Source organism: Pseudoalteromonas shioyasakiensis (assembly GCF_019134595.1).
Lineage (GTDB): Bacteria > Pseudomonadota > Gammaproteobacteria > Enterobacterales > Alteromonadaceae > Pseudoalteromonas > Pseudoalteromonas shioyasakiensis_A.
Map to the genome: position 1 here is coordinate 291,071 of NZ_CP077771.1, position 21,126 is coordinate 312,196.

General features: G+C 40.5%; 22 protein-coding genes. 6 read left to right on the top strand and 16 right to left on the bottom strand.

The window, feature by feature from the left end; translation table 11 throughout:
* Positions 1 to 20: 20 nt before the first annotated feature.
* The 13 genes from KQP93_RS18820 to KQP93_RS18880 form a co-directional block, all read right to left on the bottom strand.
* Positions 21 to 1,004 carry a hypothetical protein gene (locus KQP93_RS18820; RefSeq protein ID WP_217877346.1) on the bottom strand — a complete coding sequence of 328 codons (984 nt, stop codon included), beginning with the start codon at positions 1,002 to 1,004 and terminating at the stop codon, positions 21 to 23.
* Between the two features lie 111 nt (positions 1,005 to 1,115).
* Positions 1,116 to 2,156, bottom strand: coding sequence for a ribosome small subunit-dependent GTPase A (gene rsgA / locus KQP93_RS18825; RefSeq protein ID WP_217877347.1), 1,041 nt, complete (start codon positions 2,154 to 2,156; stop codon positions 1,116 to 1,118).
* Positions 2,157 to 2,161: 5 nt separating this feature from the next.
* Entirely contained in the window at positions 2,162 to 2,701 is a 540-nt protein-coding gene (locus tag KQP93_RS18830; RefSeq protein ID WP_217877348.1) for a GNAT family N-acetyltransferase, read from the bottom strand.
* On the bottom strand, positions 2,698 to 3,879 hold the full coding sequence (locus tag KQP93_RS18835; protein ID WP_217877349.1) for a MerR family transcriptional regulator: 1,182 nt from the start codon (positions 3,877 to 3,879) through the stop codon (positions 2,698 to 2,700). The genes KQP93_RS18830 and KQP93_RS18835 overlap by 4 nt, the downstream gene beginning before the upstream one ends.
* Before the next feature lie 144 nt (positions 3,880 to 4,023).
* Positions 4,024 to 5,232, bottom strand: a complete 1,209-nt coding sequence (gene arsJ, locus KQP93_RS18840; protein WP_217877350.1) for an organoarsenical effux MFS transporter ArsJ — start codon at positions 5,230 to 5,232, stop codon at positions 4,024 to 4,026.
* 5 nt (positions 5,233 to 5,237) lie between these two features.
* Positions 5,238 to 6,248 carry an ArsJ-associated glyceraldehyde-3-phosphate dehydrogenase gene (locus KQP93_RS18845; RefSeq protein ID WP_217877351.1) on the bottom strand — a complete coding sequence of 337 codons (1,011 nt, stop codon included), beginning with the start codon at positions 6,246 to 6,248 and terminating at the stop codon, positions 5,238 to 5,240.
* A 2-nt stretch (positions 6,249 to 6,250) separates the two neighbouring features.
* Positions 6,251 to 6,751 (bottom strand): phosphatase domain-containing putative toxin, encoded by a 501-nt coding sequence (locus KQP93_RS18850; protein ID WP_217877352.1) that lies wholly within the window; start codon positions 6,749 to 6,751, stop codon positions 6,251 to 6,253.
* Between the two features lie 13 nt (positions 6,752 to 6,764).
* Positions 6,765 to 7,787, bottom strand: a complete 1,023-nt coding sequence (gene arsB / locus KQP93_RS18855; RefSeq protein ID WP_217877353.1) for an ACR3 family arsenite efflux transporter — start codon at positions 7,785 to 7,787, stop codon at positions 6,765 to 6,767.
* 9 nt (positions 7,788 to 7,796) lie between these two features.
* Positions 7,797 to 8,516 carry a metalloregulator ArsR/SmtB family transcription factor gene (locus tag KQP93_RS18860; RefSeq protein ID WP_254907783.1) on the bottom strand — a complete coding sequence of 240 codons (720 nt, stop codon included), beginning with the start codon at positions 8,514 to 8,516 and terminating at the stop codon, positions 7,797 to 7,799.
* 257 nt (positions 8,517 to 8,773) lie between these two features.
* Positions 8,774 to 9,019, bottom strand: coding sequence for a hypothetical protein (locus KQP93_RS18865; protein WP_217877355.1), 246 nt, complete (start codon positions 9,017 to 9,019; stop codon positions 8,774 to 8,776).
* Positions 9,016 to 9,963 (bottom strand): polysaccharide deacetylase family protein, encoded by a 948-nt coding sequence (locus tag KQP93_RS18870; protein WP_254907778.1) that lies wholly within the window; start codon positions 9,961 to 9,963, stop codon positions 9,016 to 9,018. Before KQP93_RS18870 ends, KQP93_RS18865 begins: the two co-directional genes overlap by 4 nt.
* Positions 9,960 to 11,063, bottom strand: a complete 1,104-nt coding sequence (locus KQP93_RS18875) for an alkene reductase (RefSeq protein WP_217877356.1) — start codon at positions 11,061 to 11,063, stop codon at positions 9,960 to 9,962. The genes KQP93_RS18870 and KQP93_RS18875 overlap by 4 nt, the downstream gene beginning before the upstream one ends.
* Before the next feature lie 11 nt (positions 11,064 to 11,074).
* Positions 11,075 to 11,491 carry a lactoylglutathione lyase gene (locus KQP93_RS18880; protein WP_217877357.1) on the bottom strand — a complete coding sequence of 139 codons (417 nt, stop codon included), beginning with the start codon at positions 11,489 to 11,491 and terminating at the stop codon, positions 11,075 to 11,077.
* A gap of 97 nt (positions 11,492 to 11,588) precedes the next feature.
* On the opposite strand from KQP93_RS18880, the gene KQP93_RS18885 reads away from it, so the two are divergent.
* Positions 11,589 to 12,503 (top strand): LysR family transcriptional regulator, encoded by a 915-nt coding sequence (locus tag KQP93_RS18885; RefSeq protein WP_217877358.1) that lies wholly within the window; start codon positions 11,589 to 11,591, stop codon positions 12,501 to 12,503.
* 37 nt (positions 12,504 to 12,540) lie between these two features.
* Here KQP93_RS18885 and KQP93_RS18890 read toward each other — a convergent pair whose 3' ends face one another.
* On the bottom strand, positions 12,541 to 13,350 hold the full coding sequence (locus KQP93_RS18890) for a sulfite exporter TauE/SafE family protein (RefSeq protein ID WP_217877359.1): 810 nt from the start codon (positions 13,348 to 13,350) through the stop codon (positions 12,541 to 12,543).
* 380 nt (positions 13,351 to 13,730) lie between these two features.
* Between KQP93_RS18890 and KQP93_RS18895 the strand changes: the two genes are divergently transcribed.
* From KQP93_RS18895 to KQP93_RS18910, 4 genes are all read left to right on the top strand, one after another.
* Complete coding sequence (locus tag KQP93_RS18895) at positions 13,731 to 14,708, top strand: DUF1852 domain-containing protein (RefSeq protein ID WP_217877360.1); 978 nt, start codon at positions 13,731 to 13,733, stop codon at positions 14,706 to 14,708.
* Between the two features lie 11 nt (positions 14,709 to 14,719).
* Entirely contained in the window at positions 14,720 to 15,757 is a 1,038-nt protein-coding gene (locus KQP93_RS18900; RefSeq protein ID WP_217877361.1) for a methionine synthase, read from the top strand.
* 518 nt (positions 15,758 to 16,275) lie between these two features.
* Positions 16,276 to 16,611, top strand: coding sequence for a hypothetical protein (locus tag KQP93_RS18905; RefSeq protein WP_217877362.1), 336 nt, complete (start codon positions 16,276 to 16,278; stop codon positions 16,609 to 16,611).
* 424 nt (positions 16,612 to 17,035) lie between these two features.
* On the top strand, positions 17,036 to 18,868 hold the full coding sequence (locus tag KQP93_RS18910) for a GGDEF domain-containing protein (RefSeq protein ID WP_217877363.1): 1,833 nt from the start codon (positions 17,036 to 17,038) through the stop codon (positions 18,866 to 18,868).
* A gap of 24 nt (positions 18,869 to 18,892) precedes the next feature.
* Here the strand turns inward: KQP93_RS18910 and KQP93_RS18915 are convergent, their stop codons facing one another.
* Together KQP93_RS18915 and KQP93_RS18920 are read right to left on the bottom strand one after the other, a co-directional pair.
* Entirely contained in the window at positions 18,893 to 19,600 is a 708-nt protein-coding gene (locus KQP93_RS18915; RefSeq protein ID WP_217877364.1) for a GGDEF domain-containing protein, read from the bottom strand.
* A complete protein-coding gene (locus KQP93_RS18920) occupies positions 19,554 to 20,096 on the bottom strand; it encodes a hypothetical protein (protein ID WP_217877365.1) in 543 nt (180 codons plus the stop codon). The genes KQP93_RS18915 and KQP93_RS18920 overlap by 47 nt, the downstream gene beginning before the upstream one ends.
* Before the next feature lie 551 nt (positions 20,097 to 20,647).
* Between KQP93_RS18920 and KQP93_RS18925 the strand changes: the two genes are divergently transcribed.
* Positions 20,648 to 21,124, top strand: coding sequence for a hypothetical protein (locus tag KQP93_RS18925; protein WP_217877366.1), 477 nt, complete (start codon positions 20,648 to 20,650; stop codon positions 21,122 to 21,124).
* Positions 21,125 to 21,126 lie beyond the last annotated feature (2 nt).

A 21,126-nucleotide genomic window follows, 5' to 3' on the forward strand; every position in this document is an offset into this window, starting at 1 on the left:
GCCTTCCTTGCTTTGGGTAATTAATACTTTAAGCATTCTTGCTTTGGATATAATGTATTATTTTGCTTTATTTGCAACAGCCATTGATCATATAAGTTGTTTGCAATACTCAGCTCTTCATCTGAAAGTGTCGGGTATTGTCTTTGCTCAAACCACGCATAACGATTATACACATCGTTATTTTGCGTGATTTCCATAATGAGTCGATTTATAGCGTAGGCTTTTGCTGCACTATGCTCACCAACTTGTTCGCTGTAATACATGCTCGCTAAACTCATCAGCGCTTGTTCACTGCCCTGCTTCGCTGCTTGCTCTAAAAATACGGTTTTACGCTCATTAAAACTATCGCGATTTTTGATGAACTCGGCACGTGACAACTTATCAGGAAATTGTGACTTCATATAAAATTCGGGAGTTAGCCCAGCAAGCGTTTGCTGCGCATAAGCCGAACCATTTGCTGCAGCCTCTGCCAAATAACTGTAAAAAGAACGCCGCGTTGCTAAATCTAATCCTTGGCAATACTCATATTTATCTAAAACACGGCTTTGTATATCGCCAGCATCACTAAACTCATAGATTTCAGCTAATGTTGCTTCAAGCGTCTCAGCATCTAAAGGAGCATTAAAACAGTACTTAAGATTTTGTGCGATGAGATAGTTAGCCTCCACATCCCCCCCCTCAGCGCGTTGCTTTAGCTCAGTAAAGTGGTCAATTAACACACCATCAAAACGCCACTTCGGTGCATTTTTGATAATAAGTTCATGGCTGTCATTTACTTCACTCCCTTGCTCATCTGATTCATTAGCTAACAAACTCGTGTCAGGTTTTGTGGCAGGTATGCTTACTTTTGCCTCAACGTGCTGCGTAGTTTTTGTATCATTTGATGACTCTGAATTGGTTACAAAGATTGCTGCTTCTCGTGAAAAAAATATATAAATAACGAACAACAATACTACAATTAAAAATGGCTTTATTCCTTGCCTAATAAAAGCATACCCAGACATAACAACCTACTTATCATTCTTGTTGCTAAATAAGTTACAAGAAAACAGTGATGAAAGCGAAACTTAACTGCGGTTTCGCTTTGTTTGCATTAAACAAGAGCAAACTAACGATCACTCTTGAGTCTTTTTAATTGACCTATTTTGCTTTTGGACAGTATTAACCATTTTTGAAAACGCGCGCTGTTTGGCTCGCTTTTCAGCCATGGTGGCATTGTTGTGCTCATTTTCAGCTAACAACTTACGGTAATTTTCTAAGCGTCTTGTTGATAATGAGCCCATTTCAATTGCTTTAATAACAGCGCAGCCCGGCTCTGTTTGGTGTTGGCAATCTTTAAATCGACAGGTACTTGCGAGTAGCTCAACATCTTCAAATGCACGTTCAATACCTTGCTTTGAATCGCTTAATTGCAATTCTCGCATACCCGGTGTGTCCATCAATAACGCACCATTAGATAACCTTTTAATCGATCTAAAGGTTGTTGTATGACGGCCTTTGCTATCTTGTTCACGAATACCTGCTGTTTTTAATTCATCGGAACCAAGTAGTGCATTAACAATGGTCGATTTACCTACTCCAGATGAGCCCATAAATGCGAGCGTTTGCCCCTTTCGACAATAAGGTGTAAGTAAGTCACAGCCCTCTTCTTTTAACGCATTAATAGCAATAACACTCAAAAGAGAGTCGAGGTTTTGCACTTGCTGGCAGTGCTTTTCAACGTCTGGGCAAGTATCAGCTTTGGTTAACACCACCACAGGCTCTATTTGGGCATTTTTAACCAAGGCTAAATATCGCTCTATCCTATTTAAGCTAAAGTCATCATTAAGCGATGTAACAATAAACACGGTATCAATATTCGCCGCGATTAATTGAAACTCGTGTTTAGAGCCTGCAGCCTTGCGCTTAATGATTGAAGCTCTTTCTAGTACCCGTAAAATACGCGAATCATCAAATACCACCCAATCACCTACGCAAATTTGTTCAAGACTCGGTGTTAAAGCAAACCGCACCGTGCCCTGCTCGCCAAGCAATACGACCTCTGTTTTGTGATGCTCAACAACACGCCCTAAGTAGCCGTTTTCTAGCTCATCTAAACTCAACTGTTGTTGAAAGAAAGGTCGCATGCCTAATTCGATCAGTGAAGGTGTTTGCATAATGTTTACCAAAGCTGTGGATTATCGAGAGGTTTTAGGCAACTTGGCTTACCAGTAATTGGCAAAATTTCGTCATCTAAAACTGGTTTAGCAAGCCAACCTTTTGGGTAAGATAAGTTATGAGGAGCTTGAATAATTTCTTCACTCACAACGGAAAACCCGACTTTTCCATAAAAGTTGATATCACCATAGGTCATCACTAGGCTGACATTTTGTTCAGCTAGCTTATCGCAGCCGAATTGGATCAGCTTTTGTCCTATGCCTTGTCCCTGACAATCCGTTGCCACTGCAACAGGCGAGAGTAAAAACACCTCTTTAGCGTGCGCAAACTGTAAACGCGACAGCACAATAGCGCCCACGATACGTTGCTTATCTGTCGCGACAAACACATATAAATCAGTTGATGGGTATGGCTCAGCTAAAAAGTCAGTGACTAAACGGGCAACTTGCTCGCCTTCTTGTTTTGACTCTGATGCACTAAATGTTGCCAAGTAAAGCGCAATAATCTCGTTTTTTTGGCTCTGTTCGTAAATTGAAAAATTCACTTAGACTCCTTAAGTTTTAAAATAAAATAGTGATAAGTAAAGTTTTGCCCAGTTTCATTTTCGTAAAGGGCAATTTCTGCTTGTATGTCTTTTACAGCTTGAGACTCACTTATCGATGGCGCTAACTCCGCAAGGCGCGCCTTGAGTGGTTGCCAATAGTTTTGCCAAGCTTGCTGATCCAGCGAAAACTGCTCTATAAGCTCATAACCAAGCTCATCAAATAAGGCTATGCGGCTTTCGATTAGTTGCATATCTGGGTAATTCGCTTGCCAGTACTCTTTAACCGCCATTTCAGGCTGGCTGTTAAGCCAAACTAAATCACTGACCACAATTACCCCATCACGGCGAAGAAACGGTTTCCAGCTTGATAGTGCGCTTTGCATCCCCATGACATACACACACCCTTCAGCCCAAATAACATCGAATGAATTTGCTTTAAAAGGCAGTGCAGTCATCGATGCGCAAGTCAAAGAGACACGTTCAGCCAATTGCTCTTTGTGCAGTCGCTCCTGTAAATAAGCAAGTGCCGATGACTCATTATCTAAAACCGTGATATTGGCATCAGTTTGTTTGGCTATTAATAATGTTGATGAGCCTTTACCACAGCCAATTTCTAAAATTTGTTTGGCATTGTTAGGAACAGCAGCAATGGCTTTTAATGTGGCTTCTTCGCTACCAGGCCCCCACCGCTCTAATGGCTCAAACACAGTCATGAAATCGTGCATGTAGCTTTCATGGTCACTCATATCTTTTGATAACCAACGAAGCCGCAATGCCTCTTTTTCTGTGTATCCTTGCTTTAACAACCAATTTAAATGTGCACTTGGCGCACGCTTATTCAGCTCATCATGTAAGTGTTTTTGAGAGCGTTCGCCAAGCAAACTTAGTAACAAATCTTTGGCTTGTAACTTAGCGGTAATTTCATCTTCAAGTTGTGCTAAGCGCTGTTGCAAAATAGCTTTATCTAGCTCTACATCTAAACAGCTCTGACACTCTTTTAAGGTTAACCCCGCGCTTTGTAACTGCTGGATCAAAACCAAGCGTTGTAAATCAGCCTCGCTGTAATAGCGATAACCATTTGCAAGCCTGCGCCCTTGAATGATTTTAAGCTTCTCGTAATACAACACTGTCGTGCGCGACAAACCAAGCTTTGCTGCTAACTCTGAAATTAAATACATGATGAAATAGGCCTATAAGGCTTTTGAATACAATAAGTATGAAGTGTATAGTTGTAGACAGGTCAAATATTTTTGCAAAATAATTTAAGAAAATAAGGTAAGCAAGAAAGCATGCTTACCTTTATAGGCCGTGTTTAGATTTAACTAAATTTGTTTTGGTAATTTAGTCGAAATAAAAGCAGTAATAACAATAAATAACAGTGATATAGCCAAACAGGCTGCTAAGCCATAAAGCTGAAAAACTAAGCCCGACAACACAGTACCAATTAAGCGACCCATGGCATTAGCCATATAGTAAAACCCGACATCGAGTGACACGCCATCGGCATCAGCCATACTAACAATTAAGTAGCTGTGCAAAGATGAGTTAATCGCGAATAGCACACCAAATAACATCAACCCGCCTATCAGCATTGGTTTTACAGCCCAGTCAAAGCCAATAGCAAGGGCAATGGCTAAGGTGACTAAAGCAAGCAATGATGCCCACTTAACGGTTTCTGCGCTTGGTGATGTTTGCTTATTGAGCTTAATGATTTTAGGAGCAAAAGATTGCACAGCCCCATAGCCAATGACCCAACTCGCTAAGAAGGCACCCACAGTCCAGTGATCCCAATCAAAGGCTTGTGATAAAAACACCGGTAGTGCAACTACAAACCAAACATCACGCGCACCAAACAAGAACAACCTTGCTGCCGACAAGATATTGATTGAACTGCTTTTTGAAAATATCTCGTTAAACTTAGGTTTGTTTTTGGCTTTGCCTAAATCATTTTTAAGTGCATAAATACTAAAACACCACACCACCAGTAAAGCGGCAGCCATAGTTAGCATTGCGCCTTTAAACGACATTAATGTCAGTAGTAAGCCACCTAAAAAGAAGCCCACACCTTTTAAGGCGTTTTTAGAGCCTGTTAGTATCGCTACCCATTTAAACAAGGTGCCTTCTTGGCCACTGGCAACCAGCATTTTAATTGAGCTTTTAGCACTCATTTTATTGAGATCTTTGGCAATGCCCGACAGCGCTTGCGCCAGCATCACATAGGCAACACTCAGCCATTCAGGAGGGACTGCCAACATGAACAAGGCTACAACCTGTATGGCAAGGCCAATGTTCATGGTTTTATTTAAACCAAGCCTTGCTCCTAAATAGCCGCCCACTAAGTTAGTGACAACACCAAAAATCTCATAAAACAAAAACAGCATGGCAATACTCAAAGGTGAGTAGCCAAGCGCATGAAAATGCAGTACCACCAACATTCTCAATGCGCCATCTGTTAGCGTAAATGCCCAGTAATTCCCAGTGACAATTAAGTACTGCTTTATATCAGTGGGAAGATTAGCTAAACGCGTCATTGCTTTTAACCTTGAAGTGATCGCGCAACTTTACGGGCAAGTTCAGCGGTGCGGTTTGCGTAACCCCATTCGTTATCGTACCAAACATACAGCTTAACTTGAGTCTCGTTGACAACCATGGTTGATAACGCATCAACAATGCTTGATCGTGGGTCGGTTTTGTAATCAATAGAAACAAGTGGCTTTTCTTCATAACCTAAAATACCTTTTAGCTCGCCTTCTGCGGCTTCTTGCATCCATTGGTTAATTTGCTCAGCGGTAGTTGGCTTTTCAACTTCAAACACACAATCAGTGATTGATGCATTTGCTAAAGGCACACGAACCGCGTGACCGTTTAATTTGCCTTTAAGTTCAGGGAAAATATGTGTAATCGCTGTTGCAGAGCCGGTTGTTGTTGGAATTAAGCTCATGCCGCATGCGCGAGCACGGCGTAAATCTTTATGCGGCGCATCTAAAATAGTTTGCGTATTAGTGATATCGTGAATAGTGGTCATTGAACCATGTTTGATACCAATTTTTTCTTGCAGAACTTTAACTACAGGCGCTAAACAGTTGGTAGTGCACGATGCTGCTGTAACAATATCGTGCTGAGCTACATCGTATAAATCATCGTTTACACCCATTACAACGTTCAACACACCGTCTTCTTTTACAGGGGCAGTGACAACAACTTTTTTCACACCTTGATCAAGATAGGCTTGCAGTAATTCGGTTTTTTTCATCACGCCAGACGCTTCAATAACGATATCGCAACCAGACCAATCGGTGTCTGCAATCGCTTTATTTTGTGTGACCTTAATTTCGTGGCCATCGATGATCACAGCGGTGTCGTTACTTTCAACCTCATGAGGCCAAATACCGTGTACCGAATCATACTTTAGTAAGTGAGCCAATGTAGCTGCATCACCCGCTGGGTCATTAATTTGCACAAACTCAACGTCGTCCCATGCAAATGCTGCTCTTAGCGATAAACGACCCATACGGCCAAAACCATTAATGCCTACTTTAATTGCCATTGTTAAGCTCCTACTTTTTGAAAATTGTCGAAAAATGAACGTTGTACTGGGTTATGCAACGATTTAGGGCGAATAGCCTGCACTTGATTAACTATGTCATTTTTAGCATAGCCAAGCTCATGCATTAATAAACCAATAACTAAGCCTGTACGGCCTGAGCCGCCTTTACAGTGCACAGCCACGCTACCACCGCTTTTTATGATGGCAAGAATCTCGTTAAGGTGTTTGTTGAAAGCTAAACTAAACGCTTCGCTTGGCGCGTCATCATCAACAATAGGTAATTGAAACCAGCTAAGACCGGCTTGCTCACATTCGATTGCAAGCTGCTGCGCGCCATTTTTAACAAGCTCTTCATCGTACATTAGAGTAATAATGGCTTTTGCACCTGCCGCTTTTAAATCAGTAACAGACTGTGATAAGCCAACGCCTTTTGTGCCAGGGCAAGGGGTAAAAATAAATGCCCCAGTTTCTAGCTGTAAAATATCAAATGGATGTGATTGCATTATGATTCCCCAATTACTCTTTAAACCAATGTGTTGTTTTATTAACGATTGCAACCAACGACAGCATTACAGGTACTTCGACCAAAACCCCAACAACGGTTGCTAATGCTGCACCCGAGTGCAAACCAAATAATGAAATAGCCACTGCGACCGCTAACTCAAAAAAGTTAGAAGTACCAATTAAACATGCTGGCCCTGCAATGTTGTGCTTAAGCCTGAGCTTTAACGCAATGAAATAAGTGATTGCAAAAATACCGTAGGTTTGCAAAACAAGCGGGATGGCAATCAGTACAATGTTAAGCGGTTGGGCTAAAATCGTGTTCGCCTGAAACCCAAACAGCAAGACCACAGTGGCCAATAAGCCAATAACTGAGTAAGGTTTAATTTTCTCTAAAAATGACTGCACTGCAGCTTCATTTTGTGCTGAATTATTAAGAGCTTTTCGTGTTAATACCCCAGCAATAAGTGGCAGCAATACATACAGCACAACTGAAATCATCAGTGTAAGCCATGGCACATGAATATCAGATACACCCAGCAATAACCCCGCAATAGGTGCAAAAGCAAAAATCATAATGATGTCGTTCACAGACACTTGCACTAAGGTATAATTTGCATCGCCTTTAGTCAGTTGTGACCACACAAACACCATTGCCGTACAAGGTGCGACACCGAGTAAAATCATCCCTGCAATATATTCTTGCGCTGTTTCAGGGCTAACTAAATCAGCAAATAACCCTTCAAAAAATAACCATCCTAATGCGGCCATTGAAAACGGTTTGATAAGCCAGTTAATGATTAAAGTGAGCATCAGTCCTTTAGGATTCTTACCGACTTCTTTAATCGTTGAAAAATCAACTTGCACCATCATCGGGTAGATCATTACCCAAATAAACAGTGCAACAACAATGTTTACATGCGCCACTTCGGCTTTCGCTATTAACTCAAATAAAGGCGGAAACATCACCCCAAGTGCCACACCTATGGCGATAGCAGCAGCAACCCATACAGATAAATATCGTTCAAAAACACCCATTTTTAGTCCTTAATTGCAGCAACGAGCAACACGGGTTGGGCGATCATCGCCCATCGCATTTAGCCTTGCTAGCTCGTTTTCTATGAAATTCGGTTCGTTTACCACGGTCGAGGTAATTGTTTGTTTCATCCACATTGGTAAGGTCGGGTTTAAAGAGTAAAACACCCACTGCTGGTGTTTTCTACCCGACAAAATGCCCTGTTTTTTAAGTTGCGCTAAATGCCTTGAAACCTTTGGCTGGCTCTGCTCGTTAAGTGCCGTCATTAGTTCGCATACGCAAACCTCTTGCTCAACGGCGATAAGCAATAAGCTTTTTAAACGAATATCATCTGCAAGCGCTTTATAAAATGTGGTTGGCGAAATCGATGCTGGTTTTTCTTTGTTATGGGATTGCACAAACTGTTTGATTCGCTCATTGATCTCTTGCAACGTTTTTTCAAAAGCGTGAGGTTCAGGACTAGTTTTAGGATCGACAAAGTCCCAGCCTAAACAATGTGTGCCATCAACACGATTTGCACATTCTTTAGCTGCCTTGTCGCACAATGTGATGACATAATCAAAATGCAAGTTAGTTACATCATTTAAGTGCTTTGAGTGTAAGTCATCGGTTTTTAGGCCAAAATGCTCAATCGCCGCAAGTGTACGAGGGTCTATCGCATAAGGTTCTGTGCCCGCACTAAATACCTCAAACTCACCTTTACCATGATGTTTAAGCAATGCTTCAGCCATAATTGATCGGGCTGAATTTTCTGTACATAAAAAGAGAACTTTCACGGCTTACTCCATAACAATTTTGTTATATAATATTTTCGCTATATAAAGTGCGCAAGCTTTTTATTAGTTAATTGCTGACTCTTAGCGAGAGTTATAAGTAAGGTAATGACGGTTTAATCTGGTTATTTAGTTGGCTAGGCTTGGGTGATTTTTTAAAAGGCTGCTTTAATAATTGCAGCCTTAGCAAACTTATTTTGAGGAGTTTTAAGAAGTTACTGATGCTCCCTTAAGTCTCTTTCAAATTCAGTTTCTGTTTTAACTGGAGTGCAACGCGTAGTGACTTCAGTTTTGCCAATTTTTTCTGGTTCGTCTGAGCTATAAATCGTGGTGTTATAGCTTCGATCTATTTCCCCTGGGCAATGATGATCTGCGATTGCTACATCCTCAAACTCACCCATTTGCTGCTGTGAGGCACAGCCAGATAAAAGTAATGCAATAAAGGTTACTGTGTATTTCATAACAAATCCTCTTCAAAAGTTCGGGGTGAGTTTTTTGGCACATTATCTTGGCGTAAAATCCATTTTGCTATGTCATCTTTACGCATAAACTTAACCCCCTTGTGCTGCTTTGCATAGGTTATAAAGTCATCCAACGCTTTCACTCTGGCGGGAGTGCCCGCTAATCTATCGTGAGCACTGATAGACATCATTCTTCTGCGCTTTTTGCCTTCTTTGTAGAGCACTTCAAATTCATCTTTTAGCTCTTGTAAATATGCTTTACCAGTCATGGCTGTGCTGCCAGTGTAGCGAACTATATCGTTGTTTCTAAAAGTATATGGAACAACAACAATGTCGTCACTTCCAACAGGTGTTAGCGATGGCTCATCACGAGATAAATCGTCTATATGATAAATAAAACCTAATTCTTTAAGGGTTTTGAGTGTATTTTTTGAATGCCTCATCCAAAAAGCGTTAAACCCCACGGGCCGTTGTCCTGTTACTTTTTCAATAATATTTGCACTTATTATGTATGACTGTCGCTCTTGCTCTTCACTCATAGAGTATTGAGGGGTCCATGTTTGTCCGTGCCCTGATGCTTCATGCCCGCGCTGCACGACCTCTTTTGCTAGCTCAGGGTTTAACTCAACAGCACGGCCAACCATGTGAGAGGTTACTTTAATATCATGCTTATCCCATAAATCTAGCAGTCTAGGTATGCCCTCATTCATGCCGTATTGGTACCAAGAAGGCGAAATAGTGTCAGGATACCCAACCTCTTGCGGTGGAAACGGGCCTGGATCTGATTGGTCTTGCGCTGTTGCCTCAAACTGCATCGAAATAGAGATCACAAGTTGAGCATCATCAGGCCAAAATTCAGGAGTTGATACCTTCGCTTGAGCGACACCTAAGCAATTAAAAACAAACACCGACGCAATTAAAATTGGCTTTAAAAATTTCATCATTTATTCCCCTGATATACTGGGTAGTCTGTGTAACCTCGCTCATCACCACCAAATAAAGTAGTAGGATCTGATATTTCATTCAAAGGTAAATTGTGCTCTAAACGATAAGGTAAATCAGGGTTTGCAATAAACTTTCTGCCGAATGCAACATAGTCAACTAAGCCTTCACCAATGAGTTTATCGGCCTTTGCTAATGTGTAATTACCTGCCACCACTATTTTGCCACCAAAGCTTTCACGTAATTTAACTCTAAACTCATCTGTTACGAGGGGAGCATCATCCCAATCAGCTTCCGCTAAATGCAGATAAGCAATGCCAAGTTCATCAAACTTTTTAGCTAAATATAAAATTGCATCGATTGCTTGCGGATCATCCATGCCTCTTTGTGTAATAAAAGGAGCTAATCGAATAGCCGTTTTTTCTGGGCCGATAGCTTGGCTAATTGAGGTAATGATTTGCAGCGCGAACTTTGCTCTATTTTCAATATTACCGCCGTATTCATCGGTACGTTTGTTTGATGTTTGCCTTAGAAATTGATCGATTAAATAGCCATTGCCTGCATGTACCTCAACGCCATCAAACCCTGCTGCAATCGCATTCAAAGCAGCTTGTTTATAGTCTTCAACAATGCCCTTAATTTCATTGTTCGATAATTCACGTGGTGTAGGACAATCAAGCATTTGGCCTTCGCCACTTTCATCAACCACCCACACTTGCGCATTTGGAGCAATAGCACTTGGCGCAACCGGCAAGCCGTCTGGATGAAAGACACTATGCGACATTCTGCCAACATGCCATAACTGAGAAAAAATGAGTCCATTTTGCTCATGAACAGCCTGCGTTACTTTGCGCCATCCATTGATTTGCTCTTCAGTATAAATCCCGGGGGTAAATGAGTAGCCCTTTCCTTGTGCAGAAATTTGCGTCGCCTCTGATACTATAAAACCTGCACTGGCTCGTTGCGCATAATATTCTGCCATTAGACTTGTCGGAATATCGCCTGGTTGAGCCGTACGTGAACGGGTCATAGGAGCCATCACTATTTTATTTGCGGTTTTGTGATGACCAATTTGGTCTGTATTAAATACTCTATTTTTCATATGTGTACCCTTTAAATAAGCTCGCTGCGTGTGAATAAAATTTCTATTTTTAAGCCATCAGGCCCTTGAATAAACACTTGATGCTCATTCGCTGCCGGCACTTCCCGCTCAACGAATGGTATTGAAGTTGCTTCTAGCCGTGCTTTAACTTCTTGATAATCAGTTGCAAAGAAAGCAAGGTGGTCAACCGTTGATACGCCAACTGCTTCTGTTGATACCGAAGCTTGGGTTAAGTAATTAGATTGCGATTCGTTAATGCCAAACTTAGCTGCTATATGAATACATGGCGTATCCAAGTCGTCATATAACCAAACACCATCAAAACCAAATGCTGGCCTTGGCCCCTTTTTAAGGCCTAACGACGACTCTAAAAACTGAGCCATGTGCTGGATATTCGTAGCTAAAAGCAGAGCGTGATTAAGCTGCATTTCTATCTCCTTCAAGTGATGAAATGAGTTTAACTATTTTGACTAAATTGATAATTAGCCTTAGAGTTAAATCAGCATTCACTAAAACTGAAGAATAATGTCGAAAATTGATGATATGGCGCTTTTTGTTCACGTTGTAAAAGCGGGAGGTTTAGCCGCTGCGGGAAGAAAATTGGGGCTTTCGCCTGCAAGCATGACAGCACGAATTAATAAAATTGAGCAAAATTACGATACGCGATTGTTAACGCGTAATACGCGCAGTATTGCCTTAACAGATGCAGGCGAACGTTTTTATAGTGGCTGTTTAAGAGTATTAGCAGAGGTAGAAAACACTGAAAACATACTTCAAGAGTCGCAACAAAGCCTAAGAGGCCAGCTAAAACTATCTGCAACATCAGACTTTGGTCGCCAGTTTGTTGCACCCGCATTAGCAGAATTCATCAATAGCCACCCAAATGTTAAACCGCATTTGGTACTGACAGATGGGGTTACCAATATTGTTGAGGAAGGCATTGATCTGGCATTTAGATTCGGCAATTTGCCTGATAGTAACTTGGTTAGCCGCCCTCTATGTAATAACCGCCGTGTGCTATGCGCCTCACCTAACTATATAGAATCGTTTGGCTTGCCAAGGCATCCCGAAGATTTAAAAAATCATCGTTGCCTTGTACTTGAGCGGCTTGGGCAACCGCTAAATGACTGGCATTTTGAGGTAGATAACACACACTTTTCTATCAAAGTAGCTCCCCACCTTTCATGCTCAGACGGTGAGGTGGTAAGACGCTGGGCAAATCAAGGCCATGGCATAGCCTTAAAATCATATATTGATATCAAAAATGATCTCAAAACAGGCGATCTTATTTTGATACTAGATGAGTATGTTCGAGGCTTTAGCCACAGCGATAAAAAAAGTGTCGGCCTACAGGTGATATATCCGAGCAGGCAATTTCAACCTCGGCAAGTGAAAGCGTTTATAGAGTTTTTTGAGTGTTGGTTTAAAAAGCACTGCTAACTTTAAATAAATCGCGAAGTAGATTTAATAGTTAAAACTACTTAGCAAGCATATTCACAGCCATAATTACCAAAAGCCCTGCAAAGATTTTTTTGATGGTAGACACAGGTAAATGATGCGTTGCTTTTGCACCTAATGGTGCGGTAAACCACGAAGTACAAACAATACCAAACAAGGCCGGTAAATAAACAAAACCGGCAAAGCCCTCTTTTAATGTAAAGTACTGACTACCCGAACTGATGTAACCCACAGATCCAAATAGCGCAATGACAATACCGCACGCCGAAGCACAACCAATGGCTTTTTTCATATCAACCGAGAAAAACGTTAGTAACGGCACAAGTACCGCACCACCGCCAATGCCTATCATGGCAGATAGACCACCCGTGATGGTTGTATAAAGCGTTAAAAGCCCTTTATTAGGTAGCGTTCGTGATATTTTGCTGTCGTTTTTACTGCTAAAAATCATTTTTAATGCAATAAGCACTACACTCACAGCAAACACAATTCGCACCACATTTGCAGGTAATAGCGAAGCCAAAAAGCCACTGATAAGAGCGCCTAGTGCAACCCCAGTCATAACCCACGGAGCCAATTGCCAAGGCACATTGCCATTTTTATGATGAGCGATAGCGGATGACGTTGAAGTAAAAAGAATTGAGGCAAGCGATGTAGCAATCGCCACCAGCACAACTTGCTCAGCAGGTAACACCTGAAAGTGCAGCAAGATCATGCTTAATATGGGCACAATCACTAGGCCTCCACCAATCCCTAATAGCCCAGCTAAAAAGCCCACCCCGCTACCAAGTATGGCGCAGGCAATAATAAGCACGATTAATTCATTCATTGTATTTGTCTGTGTTGTTGGTTTAGGGAGACGAGTATAACAACAATAAAGTACGGGGTTGCTTTCAAAAGTCCTGTTAAGTAGTGAATATTACTCACGTTTTATATGAAATTACTGCAACTCCAACAAGCTACTTTAGAAATCCAGACGTCCAAATAAACTTTGAAGTATTTTTTCACTAGTCGTTCCTAAATGTTTTACTAAAACAGCAAATATTTATGAATCTGCCTCATGTTTTACCTGAAATAAAAACGTTTTTCTTCATGATAGTAAGAACGTATAAATTTATTAGCGCTGCAGAGCAACCTAAGGTTAATGACCTAGCGATTTAAGGAAGGTGAGCAGCAATCATTTATCTCAGGACTTTTGGGTACATTACCATGAACAACGATTTCAGATTTACAATTAAAAGTATTTGCCTCGACGAAAATTATCATCCGTCAAATAGCACACGACTTACCACAAACTTTGCGAACCTAGCTCGCGGTGAAAGTCGCCAGCAGAATTTGCGTAATGCATTAAAAATGATTGATAGCCGCTTTAATGCGCTAGCAAACTGGGATAACCCGCAAGGCGACCGCTACTCTGTAAAGCTTGAGATCATCTCTGTTGATTTAGAAATTGCACAAAACCCAGAGGCATTCCCGTCAATTGAAGTACTAAAAACTAATATCATTGATCACCAAACTAATGAACGTATCGAAGGTATTGTTGGTAATAACTTTTCATCTTACGTGCGTGATTATGATTTTAGCGTACTGCTGCTTGATCATAATAAAGCGAAAAACGAGTTTAGCATTCCCGAAAACTTTGGTGACTTACACGGTAAACTCTTTAAATACTTTATTGACTCAGAGACTTACAAACAGCACTTTAAAAAACCACCGGTTATTTGTTTAAGCGTGTCTGATAACAAAACGTACCATCGTACAGAAAACCGACATCCAATTTTAGGTGCTGAGTACAAACCAAATGAGTCGTCATTAACCGAGCAATACTTTAAAAAAATGGGCTTGCAGGTGCGCTATTTTATGCCACCAAACACAGTTGCTCCGCTGGCGTTTTATTTCTTTGGTGACTTGCTGAACGATTACACCAACTTAGAGTTGATCAGTACGATTAGCACTATGGAAACATTCCAGAAAATCTACCGTCCAGAAATTTATAACGCCAATGCCGTGGCGGGTAGTTGCTATCAACCAAATTTAAGAAACGCCGATCACTCTATCACGCAAATTGTTTACGACCGTGAAGAGCGCAGTCAACTAGCGATTGCACAAGGTAAATTTACTGAGCAGCACTTTATTAAGCCTTATCAATCAGTACTTGAAAAGTGGTCTGCCAACTACGCGAATTAAAGAGAGTAAAAATGAAAAAGCTATTACCTACATCGACAGCAGGCAGTTTACCAAAACCAGCTTGGCTTGCTGAGCCTGAAACCTTATGGTCACCTTGGAAATTGCAAGGTGCAGAACTTATCGACGGCCAACAAGACGCGCTGCGTGTTGCCTTACAAGAGCAACAACAAGCTGGCGTTGATATCGTGAGCGACGGCGAGCAAACCCGCCAGCACTTTGTAACGACCTTTATCGAACACTTAAATGGCGTTGATTTTGAGAACCGTAAAACAGTGACCATTCGTAATCGCTACGAAGCCAGTGTACCAAGTGTGATTGGCCCGGTGTCACGCAGCAAACCCGTGTTTGTTGAAGACGCTAAGTTTTTACGTTCGCAAACCAAGCAACCAATAAAATGGGCGCTGCCAGGGCCTATGACCATGATCGACACCTTGTATGACGCCCACTATCAAAGCCGTGAACAACTGGCGTGGGAATTTGCCAAAATTCTCAATCAAGAAGCAAAAGAGCTCGAAGCTGCGGGTGTTGATATTATTCAATTTGATGAGCCTGCGTTTAATGTGTTCTTCGATGACGTTAATGACTGGGGCATTAAGTGCCTAGAAAGAGCAATCGAAGGCTTAAAGTGCGAAACCGCCGTGCACATTTGCTACGGCTATGGCATCAAAGCCAACACTGATTGGAAACAAACACTGGGCAATGAATGGCGTCAATATGAAGAAGTATTCCCAAAACTTCAAAAGTCGAATATCGATATTATTTCGCTTGAGTGCCACAACTCTCGCGTACCTATTGAGCTATTAGCACTCATACGCGGAAAAAAAGTGATGGTTGGTGCCATTGATGTAGCGAGCAATGAAATTGAAACCCCTGATGAGGTGGCACACACATTACGCGAAGCTCTGAAATATGTTGATGCCGACAAGCTTTACCCATGCACAAACTGTGGTATGGCCCCCCTCCCTCGCCAGATAGCAAGCGCCAAACTCAGTGCACTAAATAAAGGCGCAGAGATTGTGAGGGGCGAGATTTTAGGGGCGAGGAACTAGGCTCTGGGCTCTAGGAGTAGTTAGCGAGTTTCTAGGGGAAAGGGAAAAGTTACGAGGACTGAGGTGCAAAGTGTGAGAAGCGCATCTACCTTAACCCTTGTCGCCATAAATGACGACCTTCATTGTAGGCCGGGCTTTAGCCCGTCAGATATGAGGCTAATATCGGTAGCAGCGATTTCACATCTCGTTTATGGTTGTTTAATTGCGATGAGCGAGTGGCGCTGCTACCTCATCCCTTGTCGCCATAAATAGCGACCTACATGGTAGGTCGGGCTTTAGCCCGTCAGGTTTTAAATTTGAAATAGAGCCGGATTATACGTAGGCGTAAAACTTGTTTCGCGCGACCTATCCTCTAACGACTATTCTCTATCAACTAACTTCTACGCCCCCTAGCACTTTTAAACCAACCCATTCAGAAAGAGTTAATCCAAAAGATGCAAAATTGAGTTGGCTAGATTAATTATTTTTTGCTAGATTTTAGTTGTACCCAATGGATGGGCGAAAATTGAGGGATTAATATGAACGAATTTGATATTTTCATCAAAAATATTGTTTTAGATTGTATTCGTGAGCAAGGCACCTGTAGCGACATTTGCGAAGAATACGAGCAATTAACTTTTTATGTTGATATTGAAAACCACGACAATGTGATATCGCATAAACAGTTTAAAGTAACCTACCCAATTAGGTATTCGATTCAGTCTGCACTGAAACATGAAATTGATTTACTTAGATATTTAGACTCTGGTGAGATCAGAACTCCATTTACAAACGACATCGTCGAAGTACTTAAATCTGAGTTACAAGCCTTTATGTTTAGCAACAAACCACGTGGTGAATATCATATTTGCTGATTCTAGATTTATAATAATCAGGCAATAACTTAACTAAATCACTATTATAAATACGGTAGCGTAAAGTGGTTTTCTTGCTGGGGCAGCAACGAGGATCACTTTCATCATAAAAAAGCTGACGGTTCAGCCGCTACGGTAACAGAAAATAGAAAAGCACCACTAACAATCATCTTGTTTAGTAAAAAAACACATCCTTTTAATTAAAACTATTTTGAAAACCATACCATTTGGGTGAAATTTACATAATTTTCAGTTGAGGCACCTTCAAATCTGAAAGACAATCAAACCAAATTAAAGCATTAAATTATTTATATTTTTTCAACGTAAAATCTTATAAGCAACAATTTCATTATGCTAAGCTAGCTGCAATTATAAGAAAATATCATTGATTGGTATCAGAGTAGATGTATGGAGTAGTGCTTAAATGATAAGGATATTGTGCTTGTTGCTATTGGCAACCAATGTGACAGCAAAGGATGTTCAGAGTGAAATCAGCCGTGCTCTTCACGGTTATACAACATATTCTGAATCTGTCGAAATTTTAGCTAGATTAGAAAAGCAAATGCCTTATGAAAATGCGCTAGATGATGCGCATGTGATGGCGTTTAAATGTTGGTTTTCTAATACATCTACTCCTAGCGGGCTTAGTGAATATAAACATTTTCTAGAAACAGCCAAACCAATCATTCAACAAGTAAACAATTTAAACTTAATACAGGAACTTGCTGTCTGTGAAGCAAACCAAGAGTATACGCAAGGTAACTACCAGAAAGCTCTCGAACACTTAAAACCAATAATTAACACGCCGTCAGTAGACGAAATAACCTCTTCAAAAAAATTGTCAATCATTGCTCTTGCCCACATAGTACTTAACCGTATTCAGTTAGCTGAAGGCAACTATCAAGAGGCATTCGACTCTGCTAAAACTGCTTATCAGTTATTTGAAAAAGCAGGTAATGACTACGAAAAAGCACTCGCATTAAAAGAAATTGCCGATATTCACATAGCGTTGTACAACTATGAACTTGCAATTGAACAACTGCAGCGAGCCAAATTAGCGTTAACGAAATTCAATGAGCAAGAGCAGTACAAAGTAGCGGATCAACTCGCGTATGCCTATGAAGAAAAAGGCGACTTAATAAAGGCAATTGAGCTATACGAGTCGATAAAAAAAGATGTTCGTCGTTTCGAAAGCGACAACGGCTATGCTTACATATTAATTAAACTTACAGAACTCCATATAAAACTTAATAGTTTATCTCAGGCTGAGTCATATCTAACTGAGTTGAACACGCTCTCTGTTACTGACAGCTGGATTTTGACTCTTTACAACTTCACTAAGTCAGAATGGTACTTGGCTACAGCTCAGTTGCAAGCCGCCCTTTCATCTCATGAGAAGATAGCCGGGCAACAACAATTTTGGCCCGAAAGCTTAAAGGAGCGTTATTTAAATTTAACCTCGCAGCTTGCAGCTGCAAAAGGAGATACTTCCTTACAAATAGCATCTCAACAACAATTAATCGCTTTAATTAAAGCTAAACAACAAGCTATCGCAAATAACACGCTTATTTCTGCCAGATTAAACTTTAATTATGAACAGCAGACTCTTGAAATTTCTCGTTTAGAACATGAGTCAAAGCTACAACAAAAGCTATTATCAGTAGCCGAAGATAAGTCTTTTTGGCAAGGCTTAACTGTAATGTTAACTTGCTTGTGTTTACTCTTATTCGCCGTTTATACATTCAAACAAGTTCGCCAGAAAAAGTACTTTGAAATACTCGCTTTAAAAGATGAACTAACAGGCATAGCGAATCGAAGAGCTATATTAAATTTAAAACGAAGCGTCATGCTGCAAAACAAACTCAATCAGCAAGTCAGCTCATTAATTTCTATCGATATCGATCATTTTAAAGCGGTCAATGATCAATACGGTCACGATATTGGTGATGAATTAATCATATCTATTACCAACACGATTGTGCAAACAGTCCGTTGTTCCGATCGAGTAGGTCGTGTCGGCGGCGAAGAGTTTTTAATTGTGCTTGAGAATCAACCTTTAGAGCATGCAAAAGATATTGCCGAGCGTATTAGGCTTTCTGTTGCCGAAAAGAAACATACATCATTGTCTATAAGCGCAACGATAAGTTTAGGTGTTATAGAAATTGCACCAAATGAAACGTCTGAACAGGCAGCCAAAAGGGTAGATTTGAACTTGTATACAGCAAAGAGATCTGGCCGTAATAGTGTGGTGGTTTAAATATAAGCTAACGTAAATAATGACCTAAACTGAGGCACTTTCTAAGTGCCCCATGATAAATTGATTTTTACCTGAACTTTTAGCTTTGTATAGGAGTGTGTCTGCTTTTTCGTATAACAACTCAAAATGATTAGCCTCAACACTACCTTTATCGAGGCCTACACTTATAGTGACTTGCTTTAGATTTTCGTTTAAATCTGAAAAATCGAGTGCGCTTACAGAACAAATTAATCTTTGGGAGATCATCTTTAGTTGGTTACTATCTTGTGAAGGAAAAAATATCACAAACTCCTCCCCCCCATAACGAGCTACAATATCACTATCACGAACTTGCTGTTTTAATGTTTTCGCTACGCGATGTAAAACCTTATCACCAATATTATGCCCAAAACGATCATTGATAGATTTAAAGTTATCTATATCTGCGATTAATAAAAAACCTGATTTATTATCAAGTCTATCAACGCTTTGGTGGAAACCATGACGATTGAATAATTGTGTTAAGGGGTCTAACACACTTTGTTCATAATGATGTTGATTGACTCGTTTAGTTTTTACTAATTGCCACAGTGTTAATACCAGTACAACAGCAAAAATAGCAATATTAATAAACAAAATAATATTGAGCCTTGTTTGCTCTATTGCTTGTTTTTGCCAACTTACATCACTTGCAATGCAAAAATGACTAAGCAAGCTTAATATTATTAATAGAGTATATTTTGTAGTACGCATTTTTTATTATCATATAAAGCAAAGTTCCAAAACAAAGTATCGAATGAACCAACAAGCCTTGTACACCGATACTTAAAAATGAGCCAACCTGTTGCGGCTCTGTTACATCAACCAAAATACCCCAGCTAACTAACATATAGCCGATCCCAAGTAAAAGCATGATAGCTGAAATTGTGTAACCTGTTAACGGTTGAACAATACGTGAAAATAGCAATAACAAAACAAATGTGAGGATACCTGCAATACTTGTTGCAGGCTCAAACCAAAATGCTGGTGCTTCCAAAAATGAATGGTTGGAATTCGCATACCAGTATTCTGGTAAAGCTAGAATCGTAAACAAATTAAGCTCTGTCATTGCATAGAGTAGCTGTGAAAAAGTCATACTTGCGACCTCATCGGTAAATGCAATGAATGTAATGAAACCATCTGCAAGCCAAATACTTAAGCTAGAAATAGCTAATAGGAACAACATTGCGAGGGTTTGGAATGAAAACACGAGGACAAACTCCTTCCTTGAAAAGCGTAGCTAGAGTAGCACTAGTTTTTACATTTACACAATATCTCTATCAATTTCTTGAACTTATTGCATAAAAATAATCCTAATAACAACCACACAATAATGGATTTATTTTTATACTATGAAAGCAAAGGCTCGAGTATATTCCGTGTTTTTATTCGTAACTCCTGATACTTTGAGTTAACCTTGTTCAAGGAGCTAAATATCTAGATCATACAAACGTTCCGTAAACTACGAAATCTATATGTATCTACATTACGCATTTCCCCCACGCAATCTCATAGTAGAAAAGTTTATGTCTGATTAACACTATTCAGCCCCAAATAGTTATAACAAGTACACCTCTGAAACTAACCAAATAAGGTATCACATTACAGCTTTGTCAGAAGTCATTTCAGTTTTGGAATCAAACATTCAACTTTTCTCTGTTTCTGAAATAAATAATCCGCAATATGACAACAGTCATAATTCTGTCATCTAACTGATCAATAATTGACGCTAATTTAATCACCTAACGTAATGAAGAAGTAATGGACAGTGCCTTGGTGCAACTTTCGTTTGCACTCCCCTCTAGTGAAGATCCTTTATGTGCGGCGCTTGCGCACACTATGGAATACGAACAATTGCATTTTGCGGCTAATGAGCAAAAGCGTGTTGTATTTTGTTGTGTGCTGCCAGATGATGCCCACGAAGGTGATGTGATCTCTATCAGTGCAACGCGCCCTGATGCTCGTGAATCGGCCTATTTTACTGCGCACACATTAACGCAGCACGATCTAGATCAGCACGTTATTATGCTTACGTTAGAGGATGTTACTCACAGTGGTGAATTTGTTTTGCAATTAATGCTACACGGCATGCATGCAACACTTAAAGACAGCGCCCAGTTTGATGTCAGCATTGCAGCAAGCACATCACCAGAGCTGCTAACTGGCGATCAATCTAAAAACCATGGCTTACGCCATTACATCAGTAATCTTGGCGCAAGCTTTTTAGCCTTTTTCTAGGC